Annotated in this window: 13 protein-coding genes; 2 read left to right on the forward strand and 11 right to left on the reverse strand. The window is 55.3% G+C overall.

Annotation, left to right across the window (positions count from 1 at the left end; all coding sequences use genetic code 11):
* The first annotated feature begins 7 nt into the window (after positions 1 to 7).
* Complete coding sequence (locus tag AC4ICF_RS20305) at positions 8 to 886, forward strand: U32 family peptidase (protein ID WP_316379864.1); 879 nt, start codon at positions 8 to 10, stop codon at positions 884 to 886.
* Positions 887 to 964: 78 nt separating this feature from the next.
* Positions 965 to 1972, forward strand: a complete 1008-nt coding sequence (locus AC4ICF_RS20310) for a luciferase-like monooxygenase (protein WP_023307059.1) — start codon at positions 965 to 967, stop codon at positions 1970 to 1972.
* A gap of 95 nt (positions 1973 to 2067) precedes the next feature.
* Here the strand turns inward: AC4ICF_RS20310 and mtr are convergent, their stop codons facing one another.
* The 11 genes from mtr to rimP form a co-directional block, all read right to left on the reverse strand.
* The gene (gene mtr / locus AC4ICF_RS20315) at positions 2068 to 3312 is read right to left on the reverse strand and encodes a tryptophan permease (protein WP_316379863.1); all 1245 of its coding nucleotides are present in this window, start codon (positions 3310 to 3312) and stop codon (positions 2068 to 2070) included.
* Between the two features lie 141 nt (positions 3313 to 3453).
* Positions 3454 to 5349 (reverse strand): DEAD/DEAH family ATP-dependent RNA helicase, encoded by a 1896-nt coding sequence (locus tag AC4ICF_RS20320; protein ID WP_116342259.1) that lies wholly within the window; start codon positions 5347 to 5349, stop codon positions 3454 to 3456.
* Positions 5342 to 5422, reverse strand: a complete 81-nt coding sequence (gene yrbN, locus AC4ICF_RS20325) for a protein YrbN (RefSeq protein ID WP_100122156.1) — start codon at positions 5420 to 5422, stop codon at positions 5342 to 5344. Before yrbN ends, AC4ICF_RS20320 begins: the two co-directional genes overlap by 8 nt.
* Before the next feature lie 107 nt (positions 5423 to 5529).
* Complete coding sequence (gene nlpI, locus AC4ICF_RS20330) at positions 5530 to 6414, reverse strand: lipoprotein NlpI (RefSeq protein ID WP_061096959.1); 885 nt, start codon at positions 6412 to 6414, stop codon at positions 5530 to 5532.
* A gap of 108 nt (positions 6415 to 6522) precedes the next feature.
* Complete coding sequence (pnp, locus tag AC4ICF_RS20335) at positions 6523 to 8661, reverse strand: polyribonucleotide nucleotidyltransferase (RefSeq protein ID WP_116342261.1); 2139 nt, start codon at positions 8659 to 8661, stop codon at positions 6523 to 6525.
* 242 nt (positions 8662 to 8903) lie between these two features.
* Positions 8904 to 9173: a 30S ribosomal protein S15 gene (gene rpsO, locus AC4ICF_RS20340; RefSeq protein WP_003861789.1), complete on the reverse strand. Its 270-nt coding sequence runs from the start codon at positions 9171 to 9173 to the stop codon at positions 8904 to 8906.
* Between the two features lie 154 nt (positions 9174 to 9327).
* The gene (gene truB / locus AC4ICF_RS20345) at positions 9328 to 10278 is read right to left on the reverse strand and encodes a tRNA pseudouridine(55) synthase TruB (RefSeq protein WP_116342263.1); all 951 of its coding nucleotides are present in this window, start codon (positions 10276 to 10278) and stop codon (positions 9328 to 9330) included.
* Positions 10278 to 10682 carry a 30S ribosome-binding factor RbfA gene (rbfA, locus tag AC4ICF_RS20350; protein WP_041907887.1) on the reverse strand — a complete coding sequence of 135 codons (405 nt, stop codon included), beginning with the start codon at positions 10680 to 10682 and terminating at the stop codon, positions 10278 to 10280. The genes truB and rbfA overlap by 1 nt, the downstream gene beginning before the upstream one ends.
* A 102-nt stretch (positions 10683 to 10784) precedes the next feature.
* A complete protein-coding gene (gene infB, locus AC4ICF_RS20355; protein WP_116342265.1) occupies positions 10785 to 13472 on the reverse strand; it encodes a translation initiation factor IF-2 in 2688 nt (895 codons plus the stop codon).
* 24 nt (positions 13473 to 13496) lie between these two features.
* Complete coding sequence (gene nusA, locus AC4ICF_RS20360) at positions 13497 to 14999, reverse strand: transcription termination factor NusA (RefSeq protein WP_014885374.1); 1503 nt, start codon at positions 14997 to 14999, stop codon at positions 13497 to 13499.
* Positions 15000 to 15027: 28 nt separating this feature from the next.
* Positions 15028 to 15480, reverse strand: a complete 453-nt coding sequence (rimP, locus tag AC4ICF_RS20365; protein WP_014833432.1) for a ribosome maturation factor RimP — start codon at positions 15478 to 15480, stop codon at positions 15028 to 15030.
* Between the last annotated feature and the right edge of the window lie 7 nt (positions 15481 to 15487).

Here is a 15487-nt window from a genome sequence, read left to right on the forward strand (position 1 = left end):
GATAACCATGAAATATTCATTAGGGCCGGTGCTCTACTACTGGCCAAAAGAGACGCTGGAAGATTTTTACCAACAGGCTGCCACCAGCAGCGCCGATGTGATTTACCTCGGTGAGGCGGTGTGCAGCAAACGCCGCGCCACCAAAGTGGGCGACTGGCTGGATATGGCGAAAAGCCTGGCCGGGAGCGGCAAACAGGTGGTGCTTTCAACGCTCGCGCTGGTGCAGGCCTCGTCCGAACTGGGAGAGCTGAAGCGCTACGTCGAAAACGGCGAGTTTCTGCTGGAAGCGAGCGATCTGGGCGTGGTGAACATGTGCGCCGAACGCAGGCTGCCCTTTGTCGCGGGCCATGCGCTGAACTGCTATAACGCCGTCACCCTGCGCCTGCTGCTCAAACAAGGAATGATACGCTGGTGTATGCCGGTGGAGCTCTCCCGCGACTGGCTGGCAAACCTGCTGAACCAGTGCGACGAGCTGGGCATTCGCCATCAGTTTGAAGTGGAAGTGCTGAGCTACGGCCATCTGCCGCTGGCCTACTCCGCTCGCTGCTTTACCGCGCGCTCGGAAGACCGCCCGAAAGACGAATGTGAAACCTGCTGTATTAAATATCCGAACGGGCGCAGCATGCTGTCGCAGGAAAATCAGCAGGTATTTGTTCTGAACGGCATTCAGACCATGAGCGGCTATGTCTATAACCTCGGCAACGAACTGGCGTCGATGGACGGGCTGGTGGACATGGTGCGCCTGTCGCCGTTGGATACCAGCGTGTTCGCGATGCTGGACGCCTTCCGCGCCAACGAAAACGGCGCGTCGCCGCTGCCGCTGACGGCAAACAGCGACTGCAACGGTTACTGGAAACGTCTGGCCGGGCTGGAACTTCAGGCCTAAAAAAGGCTCACTTTGTTAACAACGGTTATCATTTTTTAATGCAGTATTAAAGATTGACCGTCGACAAAGTGAGCTGTTATGACTGACAAAACCATTCCGTTTTCGGTGCTGGATCTGGCGCCGATCCCACAAGGCTCCTCCGCGCGAGAAGCCTTTTCGCACTCTCTCGATCTGGCTCAGCTCGCCGAAAAGCGTGGCTATCACCGCTACTGGCTGGCCGAGCACCACAATATGGTGGGCATCGCCAGCGCTGCGACTTCGGTACTGATTGGCTATCTGGCAGCAAATACCACCACCCTGCACCTGGGCTCCGGTGGCGTAATGCTGCCGAACCACGCCCCGCTGGTGATTGCCGAGCAGTTTGGCACCCTGAATACCCTCTATCCGGGGCGTATTGATTTGGGTCTTGGCCGTGCGCCGGGCAGCGATCAGCCGACCATGCGCGCCCTGCGCCGCCATATGAGCGGCGATATCGACAACTTCCCGCGCGACGTGGCCGAGCTGGTGGACTGGTTCGACGCACGCGATCCGAACCCACACGTGCGCCCGGTACCGGGCTACGGCGAGAAGATCCCGGTGTGGCTGTTAGGCTCAAGCCTCTACAGTGCACAGCTCGCCGCACAACTGGGGCTGCCGTTTGCGTTCGCCTCCCACTTCGCGCCGGATATGCTGCATCAGGCGCTGCATCTCTACCGCACGAACTTCAAACCGTCCGAGCGTCTGGAGAAGCCGTACGCGATGGTGTGCATCAACATCATTGCCGCCGACAGCAACCGCGACGCGGAATTCCTGTTTACCTCAATGCAACAGGCGTTTGTGAAGCTGCGTCGCGGTGAGACGGGCCAGCTTCCGCCGCCGGTGGAGAATATGCATCAGCTGTGGTCCGCCTCCGAGCAGTACGGCGTGCAGCAGGCGCTGAGCATGTCGCTGGTGGGCGATAAGGCAAAAGTGCGTCACGGGCTGGAAGCGGTGCTGCGTGAAACGCAGGCGGATGAAATTATGGTTAACGGCCAGATTTTCGATCACCAGGCGCGCTTGCACTCGTTTGATTTGGCGATGCAGGTGAAAGAGGAGTTGGTGGGGTAGTTTTTTGCCGGATGGCGGCTTCGCCTTATCCGGCCTACGGTTTTCTCCCTCTCCCTTCGGGAGAGGGTCGGGGTGAGGGGATCAGGCTGCACGATTTAATGATACACCGGCAACAGATTAAAGCTCGACAGCACGTGGACCACCGCGTTACCTACCCCAAACACCAGGATCAGGGCAATCATCGGCTTTCCACCCCAGACGCGGAATTTTGGACTGCCGAAGCGTTGACGTGATTTACGCGCCAGCAGCGCCGGCACAATCGCAGCCCAGATGGTTGCCGCCAGTCCTGCATAGCCGATGGCGTACAGGAAGCCGTTCGGCCACAGCAAACCGCCCACAATCGGCGGCAGGAAGGTCAGCAGCGCGGTCTTGAAGCGCCCAAGCGCGGAATCATCAAAGCTGAACAGATCCGCCAGGTAGTCAAACAGGCCCAGCGTAACGCCGAGGAAAGAACTCGCCACCGCAAAGTTGGAGAAGACCACCAGCAGCAGATCCAGGCTGCGGCTGTTCAGCACGCCGCTCAGGGCCTGCACCAGCACGTCGATGTTACCGCCCTTCTGCGCAATGCCTATAAATTCCGGACGCGGGATGTTACCCATCGTCCCCAGCAGCCAAATCACATACAGCCCCAGCGCCAGCAGCGTGCCGTAGACGAGGCATTTCACGATGGTGCGCGGATCCTTGCCGTAGTACTTCATCAGGCTCGGCACGTTACCGTGGTAGCCAAACGATGCCAGACAGAACGGCAGCGTCATCAGCAGGTACGGCGTGTAGGAGGTGTTCACTTCCGCGACGTTAAACAGCGTGGCGGGCGTGACGTGCCCCAGCAGGCTGCCGAAGGTCAGGAAGAAGGTGATGACCTTAGCGCCCAGCACGATGGCCGTCATGCGGCTCACCGCTTTGGTACTCATCCAGACGATAAACGCCACGCCCAGGGCAAAGCACAGCCCGGCCAGACGCGCCGGAACGTTCAGCGACATTTCAGCAAAGGTATGATGCAGAATCGAGCCGCTCGCCGAAATATACGCGTAGGTCAGAATGTAGAGCACAAACGCGATGGAAAGGCCGTTCACCAGGTTCCAGCCTTTGCCCAGCAGATCTTTGGTGATGGTGTCGAAGCTGGAGCCAATGCGGTAATTCAGGTTTGCTTCAAGGATCATCAGCCCGGAATGAAGCATGCAGAACCAGGTAAAGACCAGCGCCGCCAGCGACCAGAAGAACCACGCACCGGACATGACCACGGGCAGGGAGAACATCCCGGCACCGATAATGGTTCCGCCGATGATCACCACGCCGCCAAGCAGCGAAGGTGACGTTTGGGTGGTGGTTAGTGTCGCCATACAGCCTTGTCTCCAGTTAATCATGCGGTTCTGCATTTTAGCGTGACGCACTGTACCAGTACAAGAGTACAAAGGGAATAAAAAAAGCCCCGATAGCGTGTATCGGGGCTGTATATTTTACTTTACGTAGGTGCGTAAGACTTACGCGTCACCGAAACGACGACGGCTGGTGCCTTCTTCACGGCGCGGGCCACGGTTTTCGCGGCGTTCGCCGGAGAAACGACGACCTTCGCCACCGCGACCTTCGCTGCGGCCGCCTTCACGACGCTCGCCGCCGAAACCGCGACCACCGCCACGACGTTCACCGCCGCGGTCAGGACGTGGCTGTGCATCGCCCAACAGCTGCATGTTCATCGGCTTGTTCAGGATGCGGGTGCGAGTAAAGTGCTGCAGTACTTCGCCCGGCATGCCTTTTGGCAGCTCGATGGTAGAGTGGGATGCGAACAGCTTGATGTTACCAATGTAACGGCTGCTGATGTCGCCTTCGTTAGCAATCGCGCCAACGATGTGACGAACTTCAACGCCATCATCACGGCCCACTTCAATGCGGTACAGTTCCATATCACCCGCGTCACGACGTTCACGACGTGGACGGTCTTCACCGCCACGCTCTGGACGATCGCCGCGTGGACCGCGATCGTTGCGGTCGCCACGACGTTCGAAACGATCGTCACGGTCACGGAACTCGCGCTTAGGACGCATCGGTGCATCTGGTGGCACGATCAGGCTACGTTCGCCCTGAGCCATTTTCAGCAGTGCTGCTGCCAGGGTTTCCATGTCCAGCTCTTCGCCTTCAGCGGTAGGCTGAATCTGCGACAGCAGCGCACGGTACTGATCCAGATCGCTGCTTTCCAGCTGCTGCTGGACTTTTGCGGCGAATTTTTCCAGACGGCGTTTGCCCAGCAGGTCTGCGTTTGGCAGGTCTGCTTCTGGAATGGTCAGCTTCATAGTGCGTTCAATGTTGCGCAGCAGACGACGCTCGCGGTTCTCAACGAACAGCAGCGCACGGCCAGCACGACCCGCACGACCGGTACGACCGATACGGTGAACGTAAGACTCGGAATCCATCGGAATGTCGTAGTTTACAACCAGGCTGATACGCTCAACGTCCAGACCACGTGCTGCCACGTCGGTTGCAATCAGGATATCCAGACGACCGTCTTTCAGACGCTCCAGCGTCTGCTCACGCAGGGCCTGGTTCATGTCGCCGTTCAGCGCTGCGCTGTTATAGCCGCTACGCTCCAGAGCTTCAGCCACTTCCAGGGTCGCATTTTTGGTACGTACGAAGATAATCGCCGCATCAAAATCTTCCGCTTCCAGGAAACGCACCAGCGCTTCGTTTTTACGCATGCCGTAAACAGACCAGTAGCTCTGGCTGATGTCCGGGCGAGTGGTCACGCTGGACTGAATACGCACTTCCTGCGGCTCTTTCATGAAGCGGCGGGTAATGCGACGGATCGCTTCTGGCATGGTTGCAGAGAACAGAGCGGTCTGGTGACCTTCCGGGATCTGCGCCATGATGGTTTCTACGTCTTCGATGAAGCCCATACGCAGCATTTCATCTGCTTCATCCAGTACCAGGCCGCTCAGTTTAGAGAGGTCCAGAGTACCGCGCTTCAGGTGATCCAGCAGACGGCCCGGCGTACCGACGACAATCTGCGGGCCCTGGCGCAGGGCGCGTAACTGCACGTCATAACGCTGGCCGCCGTACAGGGCTACCACGTTTACGCCGCGCATATGTTTAGAGAATTCCGTCATTGCTTCAGCAACCTGAACAGCCAGTTCACGGGTTGGAGCCAGGACGAGGATCTGCGGTGCACGCAGGTCCGGATCGATGTTGTTCAGCAGCGGCAGCGAGAACGCTGCGGTTTTACCGCTACCAGTCTGGGCCATGCCCAGCACGTCACGACCAGAGAGCAGATGCGGGATACATTCTGCCTGGATCGGAGATGGTTTTTCGTAACCCAGATCGTTAAGGGCTTCAAGGATAGGAGCCTTCAGGCCCAGATCTGCAAAAGTGGTTTCGAATTCAGCCATGTAGTACGAGTGCCTCAATGTCAATGGCGGCCAGTCTACTTAGCTCATCGTGAAAATGATTAGCAATTTTCATTGAAAAGTGTGAACCGGCTCAAAGTAGATGTATTGACGAACAACAACGCCCTCACCAGTGAAGGTGATGGCAATCAAAAGATTACGGGCTGATGTTTATGTCGTCAGCTATTGCTGGTCCGATTCTGCCAGGTCGTCTTGCTCCTGGCCCAAGAGCGATAATTCCAACAATGCATAACGGTGCTCAACGAAGTTATGTACGTTGTTAGCAACCGCTAATTTGAACAGTGCCGTAGCGCTGTCCATATCCCCCAGACTTAGGTAGTACTTACCTAAATAGAAGTTGGTTTCACTGAGATGCTCAGCGAGCGAGGTGTTATCCGTTGCGTCCGCCTTGAGGCGTTCCATCAGCGTTGCTTCGCTAATGTTGCCCAGGTAGAACTCGACAATGTTCCATCCCCACTGTTCCTTATCCGATTTATCGAAGCGCTGTTTCAGGGCTTCTTTTGCCTGCTTCTCATCGAGCTTCCGCTCAACGATGTAAAGCCACAGGCTTCGGAAAGGATCATTAGGATCGTCTTGATAAAACGCCAGCAGATCATCTTGCGCTAACTTATCACGACCGCCGTAATATAATGCGATACCGCGATTCAAGTGCGCGTAGTTGTAAGTTGGATCAAGCTCAAGTACAGAATCAAACGCTTCATAGGCAGCATCAAAATTGCCTGCCTGCGTTAAATAAATGCCTAAGTAATTGAATACTTCAGGCATATCAGGTCGGATAGCCAGCGCTTGTGAAAAATCATTTCGCGCTAATGCCCTCAGACCAAGACTATCATACAACACTCCGCGCTCATATAAAAGCTGTGCGCGTTCGTCATCGGTTAAAGCCCGACTGGCAAGTATTTGTTCCATGCGTGCCAGAATCACTTCCTGTTGCAAAGTCGGTTGCAATGGCACTGCGAGGACTTCGCTCTTACGCCAGGCAGAGTTGCTGCATCCTGCCAGCGTTAAAGCTGTCGCAACGAAACACCAGCGCAAAAAAGGCTTCATTTCCCACTCCCGAAGACAACTATTGGATGAACGTCCTGTCCCCCGGCGGCTTAACAAGGCGTCCTGCCTGATAACAGGCCCTCCGCGAAGCGGAGGGCAAATGGCAACTTACTCGCCTTGCTGTTCAGCAGCCGGAGCTTCCGGCGCCGCAGCAGGCTGAGACTGCTCGGTTGCTTCTTTAATGCTCAGACGGATACGGCCCTGGCGGTCAACTTCCAGAACTTTAACCGGTACTTCCTGGCCCATCTGCAGGTAATCGGTCACTTTCTCAACGCGCTTGTCAGCGATCTGAGAGATGTGAACCAGACCTTCTTTACCGCCACCGATGGCAACGAACGCGCCAAAGTCAACGATACGGGTCACTTTACCTGCGTAGACGCGGCCCACTTCGATTTCTGCAGTGATTTCTTCGATGCGACGGATCGCGAATTTCGCTTTCTCGCCGTCGGTTGCTGCGATCTTCACAGTACCGTCGTCTTCGATTTCGATGGTGGTGCCCGTCTCTTCGGTCAGCGCACGGATTACGGAACCGCCCTTACCGATAACGTCTTTGATCTTGTCTGGATTGATCTTGATGGTGTGAATACGCGGAGCGAATTCAGAGATATCACCGCGTGGCGCGTTGATAGCCTGTTCCATCACGCCCAGGATGTGCAGACGCGCACCTTTAGCCTGGTTCAGAGCAACCTGCATGATCTCTTTGGTGATACCTTCAATTTTGATATCCATCTGCAGCGCAGAGATACCGTCGCGGGAACCCGCCACTTTGAAGTCCATATCGCCCAGGTGGTCTTCGTCACCCAGAATGTCAGACAGAACAACGAAGTTGTCGCCTTCTTTCACCAGGCCCATTGCGATACCCGCAACGGCGGCTTTGATTGGCACGCCTGCATCCATCAGCGCCAGAGAGGCACCACACACGGAAGCCATGGAAGAAGAACCGTTGGATTCGGTGATTTCAGAAACCACACGAACGGTGTACGGGAATTTGTCTGCTTCTGGCATTACTGCCAGTACGCCGCGCTTCGCCAGACGACCGTGACCAATTTCACGACGCTTCGGCGAGCCAACCATACCGGTTTCGCCTACGGAGTACGGAGGGAAGTTGTAGTGGAACAGGAAGCTGTCAGTGCGCTCGCCCATCAGTTCGTCGATGATCTGCGCGTCACGTGCGGTACCCAGGGTCGCGGTTACCAGCGCCTGCGTTTCACCACGGGTGAACAGCGCGGAACCGTGAGTACGTGGCAGTACGCCAGTACGCACGTCCAGACCACGGATCATATCTTTTTCACGGCCATCGATGCGCGGCTCGCCTGCCAGTACGCGGCTACGAACAACGTTTTTCTCGATAGCGTGCAGAATTTCGCTCAGCTCGTTAGCGTCCAGCGTTTCGTCTTCAGCGATCAGGGTGGCGATGGTTTCGTCTTTGATCGCGTCAACCTGAGCATAACGCTCCTGTTTGTCGGTGATGCGGTAAGCATCACTCAGACGAGATTCTGCCAGTGCCGCAACGCGTGCGTTCAGCGCGTCGTTTGCCGCTTCTGGCTGCCAGTCCCAACGTGGTTTACCGGCTTCTTTCACCAGGTCGTTGATGTTCTGGATAACAATCTGCTGCTGCTCGTGACCGAACACCACAGCGCCCAGCATCTGGTCTTCGCTCAGCAGTTCAGCTTCGGATTCCACCATCAGCACAGCCGCTTCGGTACCGGCAACCACCAGGTCCAGCTTACTTTCTTTCAGCTCTTCCTGAGTTGGGTTCAGCACGTACTGGTCGTTGATGTAACCGACGCGCGCGGCACCGATTGGACCATTGAATGGAATACCAGACAGTGACAGGGCAGCGGAGGCACCGATCATGGCAACGATGTCCGGGTTAACCTGTGGGTTAACGGAAACAACGGTTGCGATAACCTGCACTTCGTTAACGAAGCCTTCCGGGAACAGCGGACGAACCGGGCGGTCAATCAGACGCGCGATCAGGGTTTCGCCTTCGCTTGGACGGCCTTCACGACGGAAGAAGCCACCCGGGATTTTACCGGCAGCGTAGGTACGCTCCTGGTAGTTAACGGTCAGGGGGAAAAAGTCCTGACCTGGTTTAGCTTTTTTCTGGCCAACAACGGTAACGAATACCGCGGTGTCATCCATGCTTACCATAACGGCAGCAGTCGCCTGACGTGCCATCATGCCGGTTTCCAGCGTGACGGTATGTTGGCCATACTGGAATTTACGAACGATCGGATTCAGCAAAATTCTGTCCTTTCTTAAATGTATGACAGCACACCACCGGCGTGCTGTCGATTTAACCCGACCTTCTTCGCATCCTCGCGACTAATGACAACCGACACCCCCATGGGTGAAGCCTCTCATTAGCCGCGCGAACCTCTGCAATGAAGATCATTTATAGCAACAATACAATAGTTTCCATTGAATTGCTGCCGTCTGGTTGAAAAAAGGGGCCATCAGGCCCCCTTTTCTGAAACTCGCAAGACTTAGCGACGCAGACCCAGACGCTCGATCAGAGCGGTGTAGCGTGCAACATCTTTACGCTTCAGGTAGTCGAGCAGTTTACGACGCTGAGAAACCATGCGCAGCAGACCACGACGGCTGTGGTGATCTTTTTTGTGCTCTGCAAAGTGACCCTGCAGGTGGTTAATCTGTGCAGTCAGCAGTGCAACCTGAACTTCGGTAGAACCGCTGTCGTTAGTACCACGACCAAACTCAGAAACGATTTTAGCTTTAGCTTCAACGCTTAGAGACATTTTCAAACTCCAAAGTATAAAGAATGTAAGGGTGCCGATCTCTAATTCAGCGACCCCATGTACGCCCAGCAGATTGTTAAACAATTCACCGGACGTTAAGCGGCGATATTCTACTCGTCTCCCCTGCTTATCGCAAGGTGAGCCGTTATCGCCGTCACGCGTCGACCGGATATTCGACGACCAGACGACGCGGCGCAACGCGCCCTTCACCGTCCATTTCGCCCATACCGATGAATTTCCCTTCCTCACCTTCCGTCACGCGCACAAGCCCTTCCAGCGGTGCATCCGCCGTGCGAACCGGATTGCCGTTCTTAAAGTAAACGGACGATGTTAAAGGAAGATTAACTACCGGGAAGTCCGCAGCCGGACTGTCCATTGGCATCAGCAAAGGATCTAACAAATCTGCCGGCGCGATCCCCTGCGCTTCCGCCTGTTCAACCAGCGCGCGTAGCTGCTCAAGCGTCACCATGCGCTCCACCGGATACTTGCTGACCGCCAGACGACGCAGGTAGATCACATGCGCGCCGCAGCCCAGCTTTTCACCCAGGTCGTCGATGATGGTGCGAATATAGGTCCCTTTCGAACAGTGCACTTCCAGCTCAAGCTCATCGCCTTCGTGGCGAATGAACAGCAGCTCATACACGGTAATCGGACGGGCTTCACGCGGAACCTCGATGCCCTGGCGTGCATATTCGTAGAGTTTCTTACCCTGGTATTTCAGCGCCGAATACATCGACGGCACCTGCATCGTGTCCCCGCGGAAGCTCTCCAGCGCCGCATCAAGCTGTTCAGCGCTGAAGGTCACCGGGCGCTCTTCCACCACCTGACCATCCGCGTCGGAGGTATCCGTACGCTGGCCTAGCTTCGCGATAACGCGATAACGCTTATCCGAGTCGAGCAGGTACTGGGAAAACTTTGTCGCCTCCCCCAGGCAGACCGGCAGCATACCGGTCGCCAGCGGATCGAGCGCGCCGGTGTGGCCCGCACGGTTGGCATTAAAAATACGCTTCACTTTTTGCAGCACGTCGTTGCTGGATGCACCCTGCGGTTTATCCAGCAGCAGCACGCCATGCACGTCACGACCGCGACGACGAGGACGACTCATCAGTCCTCCTTGCTGTCGTCCGTCGGGTTAACACGACGTTCGTCGTCATGTTTCACCACGCTGGTCACCAGGTTGGACATGCGCATACCTTCAACCAGCGAGTTGTCGTAGAAGAAGGTCAGCTCTGGCACGATACGCAGGCGCATCGCTTTGCCGAGCAGAGAGCGGATAAACCCGGAGGCTTCCTGCAGTGCTTTAATGCCGTTTTTCACCGCCGCTTCGTCCTGATCGTTCAGGAAGGTCACGAACACTTTGGCATAGGCCAGGTCACGAGACATTTCCACGCCAGAGACGGTCGTCATCATACCGATACGCGGGTCTTTAATTTCGCGTTGCAGGATGAGTGCGATCTCTTTTTGCATTTCCTGCGCCACGCGCTGTGGGCGACCAAATTCTTTCGCCATAATAAATTCTCCAGACAAAAAAGGGGCTAAAAGCCCCTTTTAAAATTATTGCCGGGTGGCACGAGGCGATCCCGGCCTACATATGGACTGATCCCGACGGGATTAGTCGATGCTGCGTTGGATCTCGATGATTTCGAACACTTCGATCATATCGCCAACGCGAACGTCGTTGTAGTTCTTCACGCCGATACCACATTCCATGCCGTTACGGACTTCGTTAACGTCATCTTTGAAGCGGCGCAGGGATTCCAGCTCGCCTTCGTAGATAACCACGTTGTCACGCAGCACGCGGATTGGGTTGTGACGTTTGATGGTACCTTCGGTAACCATACAGCCCGCGATCGCGCCGAATTTCGGTGATTTGAATACGTCACGCACTTCAGCCAGACCGATGATCTGCTGTTTCAGCTCAGGAGACAGCATACCGCTCATCGCCGCTTTCACTTCGTCAATCAGGTTATAGATGACGGAGTAGTAGCGCAGATCCAGGCTTTCCGCTTCGATCACGCGGCGAGCAGATGCATCAGCACGCACGTTGAAGCCAACCAGGATGGCGTTAGAAGCTGCAGCCAGGGTCGCGTCGGTTTCGGTGATACCACCTACGCCAGAACCGATGATCTTCACTTTCACTTCGTCAGTAGACAGTTTCAGCAAGGAGTCGGAAATCGCTTCCACAGAGCCCTGAACGTCGGCTTTCAGTACAACGTTCACTTCGTGCACTTCGCCTTCGGTCATGTTCGCGAACATGTTCTCGAGTTTAGATTTCTGCTGACGAGCCAGCTTAACTTCACGGAATTTACCCTGACGATACAGAGCAACTTCACGCGCTTTCTTCTCGTCACGCACTACGGTCACTTCGTCACCCGCAGCCGGAACACCGGACAGACCCAGGATTTCCACTGGAATGGACGGACCCGCTTCCAGCACTTCCTGGCCCAGTTCGTTACGCATCGCACGAACGCGGCCGTATTCGAAGCCACACAGAACGATGTCGCCCTTGTTCAGGGTACCTTCACGAACCAGAACGGTAGCAACCGGACCACGACCTTTATCAAGGAAGGATTCGATTACCGCGCCGCTCGCCATACCATTGCGAATCGCTTTCAGCTCCAGAACTTCAGCCTGCAGCAGGATAGCGTTCAGCAGGTCGTCAATACCGGTACCCGCTTTAGCAGAAACTGGGATGAACTGCGCTTCGCCGCCCCACTCTTCCGGCATAACACCGTACTGAGACAGTTCGTTCTTCACGCGGTCCAGATCGGCTTCTGGCTTATCGATTTTGTTGACTGCAACAACCAAAGGCACCTGCGCCGCTTTTGCGTGCTGGATAGCTTCAATGGTCTGTGGCATGACGCCATCGTCTGCTGCAACAACCAGTACAACGATATCCGTTGCCTGAGCACCACGAGCACGCATTGAGGTGAACGCTGCGTGGCCTGGGGTATCCAGGAAGGTGATCATGCCGTTTTCAGTTTCTACGTGGTAAGCACCGATGTGCTGGGTAATACCACCCGCTTCGCCGGAGGCAACCTTCGTAGAACGAATGTAGTCGAGCAGAGAGGTTTTACCGTGGTCAACGTGACCCATGATGGTCACAACCGGTGCACGCGGTTCAGCCGCAGCGCCAGTGTCACGGTCGCTCATTACTGCTTCTTCCAGCTCGTTTTCACGACGCAGGATAACTTTGTGGCCCATCTCTTCGGCAACCAGCTGTGCGGTTTCCTGGTCGATAACCTGGTTGATGGTCGCCATTGCGCCCAGCTTCATCATCGCTTTGATGACCTGAGAGCCTTTAACCGCCATCTTGTTCGCCAGATCGCCAACGGTGATGGTTTCACCAATCACAACGTCACGGTTAACCGCCTGAGCTGGCTTCTGGAAGCCCTGCTGCAGAGAAGAACCTTTACGCTTACCGCCTTTACCACCACGAACCGCTGCACGTGCTTCTTCGCGATCAGCTTTAGATTCAGCGTGTTTGTTGCCTTTCTTCGCCGGACGCGCGGCTTTTGCATTACGACCACGGCCACGACCGCCTTCTACTTCACGGTCGTTATCATCTTCAGCCTGACGCGCATGCTGAGAAGTGGTCACGTGATAGTCGCTGGTATCTTCAGTCAGTTCAGCGGTATTCACGCCATTCTTCTCGTTTTCTTCTGCCATACGGCGCGCTTCTTCAGCGACGCGGCGAGCTTCTTCTTCCAGCTTACGGCGGGCTTCTTCTTCCGCTTTACGCTTCAGCTCGGCAGCTTCATTTTCACGGCGGGCTTTTTCAGCCTGGGCGGTTTTGGTCATTTCGTCTGTCTGTTGATTGCTCACTTTGTCTTTTTCCGCAGCGTCACGCTTCACTTTATCACTGGCGTCGCGTTTCGCTTTTTCTGCGGCCTCACGTTCAGCTTTTAATTCTGCTTCACGTTTAGCGGCTGCTTCCGCCTCACGCTGAGCTTGTTCTTCCGCTTCACGCTGTGCCTGCTCTTCCGCGGCAAGGCGCTCTGCCTCTTGCGGATCACGTTTTACAAAGGTGCGCGTCTTGCGGACTTCAATTTGTACCGATTTACTTTTGCCACCGGTACCAGGGATGTTTAACGTGCTGCGCGTTTTGCGCTGCAGCGTTAACTTGTCAGGCGTAGAACCGTGTTCACGGTTCAGATGCGTTAACAAGGTTTGTTTTTCTTGCGCGGTCACCGAGTCATCAGCGGACTTCGGGATCCCTGCATCAGCAAATTGCTGTACCAGGCGGTCCACGGAGGTCTGAATCTCAGCAGCCAGCGATTTTACAGTTACATCAGTCATGCTGTTCCTTCCTGCTACAGTTTATTACGCTTCGTCGCCGAACCAGCAAATATTACGTGCGGCCATGATGAGTTCGCCGGCTTTCTCGTCGGTTAAACCTTCGATATCGGCCAGGTCATCAACGCCTTGCTCAGCGAGATCTTCCAGCGTACAAACACCACGGGCAGCCAGCTTGAACGCAATCGCACGATCAAGACCTTCCAGATTCAGCAGGTCATCAGCCGGCTTCTTATCGCCAAGGCTTTCTTCCTGAGCCAGTGCCAGGGTGGTCAGTGCGTTTTTAGCGCGTTCACGCAGGGCTTCAACGGTTGGTTCATCCAGACCGTCAATTTCCAGCAGCTCTTTCATTGGCACATAGGCCAGTTCTTCCAGCGTAGAGAAACCTTCTTCTACCAGAACAGTGGCGAAGTCTTCGTCAATGTCGAGGTATTTGGTGAAGGTATCGATCGCTGCATGGGCTTCAGCCTGATGCTTAGCCTGCAGGTCATCAACGGTCATGACGTTGAGTTCCCAGCCGCTCAGCTGTGACGCCAGACGTACGTTCTGACCGTTACGGCCAATCGCCTGCGCCAGGTTGCCCGCTTCAACAGCGATATCCATGGTGTGTTTGTCTTCGTCAACAACGATAGACGCCACATCGGCCGGAGCCATTGCGTTGATCACAAACTGCGCCGGGTTGTCGTCCCACAGAACGATATCAATACGCTCGCCGCCCAGTTCAGTAGAAACCGCCTGAACGCGCGCACCGCGCATGCCGACGCAAGCCCCGACCGGATCGATACGCTTGTCGTTGGTTTTCACCGCAATTTTCGCACGGGAGCCCGGATCGCGAGCTGCTGCTTTGATCTCAATGACTTCTTCGCCGATTTCCGGCACTTCGATGCGGAACAGTTCAACCAGCATTTCTGGTTTAGAACGGGTCACGAACAGCTGCGCACCACGCGCTTCAGGGCGCACGGCGTACAGAACACCACGAATACGGTCGCCCGGGCGGAAGTTTTCACGCGGCAGCATATCTTCACGCAGGATCACGGCTTCAGCGTTACCTGGCATCCCTTCGGATTTAATTTCCAGAGAGATGTTGTCGCGGTTCACTTTCTTCACCACGCCGGTGATGATTTCGCCTTCCTGATCGCGGAACTGATCGACAACCAGCGCGCGCTCGGCTTCGCGCACTTTCTGCACGATAACCTGCTTAGCGGTCTGGGTGGTGATACGGTCGAAGGTGACAGATTCAATCTGATCTTCAACGTAGTCACCCACGTTCAGACTTTCGTCTTCAAAACGTGCGGCTTCCAGGGTGATCTCTTTGGTCGGCTGGGTAACTTCTTCTACGATTACCCAACGACGGAATGTATCGAAGTCACCGCTTTTACGATCGATTTCTACGCGAACATCGATCTCTTGTTCGTATTTTTTCTTGGTTGCTGTAGCCAGTGCACTTTCCAGCGCTTCGAAAATTTTCTCGCGCGGCAGTGATTTCTCGTTGGAGACGGCTTCAACAACAGCCAAAATTTCTTTGTTCATCGCGGGCTTTTCACCTCAATCCAGACTGTTAAAAGTGGGGAACCAGGTTCGCCTTCTGGATATTACTCAGCGCGAACACTTCATCTTTGCCTTCGACTGTCACCGTGATCATTTCACCATCAACGGCTTTGATAATTCCCTGCCATTTACGGCGGTTCTGTACGGCCATACGCAGAACGAGAGCCACTTCTTCACCGGTAAAGCGCACATAGTGCTCGGCCGTGAACATCGGGCGATCCAGGCCAGGTGAGGAAACTTCCAGGTTGTACGCAACGGTAATTGGGTCTTCAACATCAAGAACCGCACTCACCTGGTGGCTGACATCAGCACAATCATCAACATTGATGCCATCTTCACTATCAATATAGATGCGCAGCGTCGATGTACGGCCGCGAACGAATTCGATGCCGACCAGTTCGTAGCCCAGTGCTTCGACCGGTGCAGTAATCATCTCTGTTAATTTTTGCTCTAATGTGGACAAGCCCACC

It is taken from the genome of Enterobacter sp. ECC_219_Taxon_10, assembly GCF_058354905.1.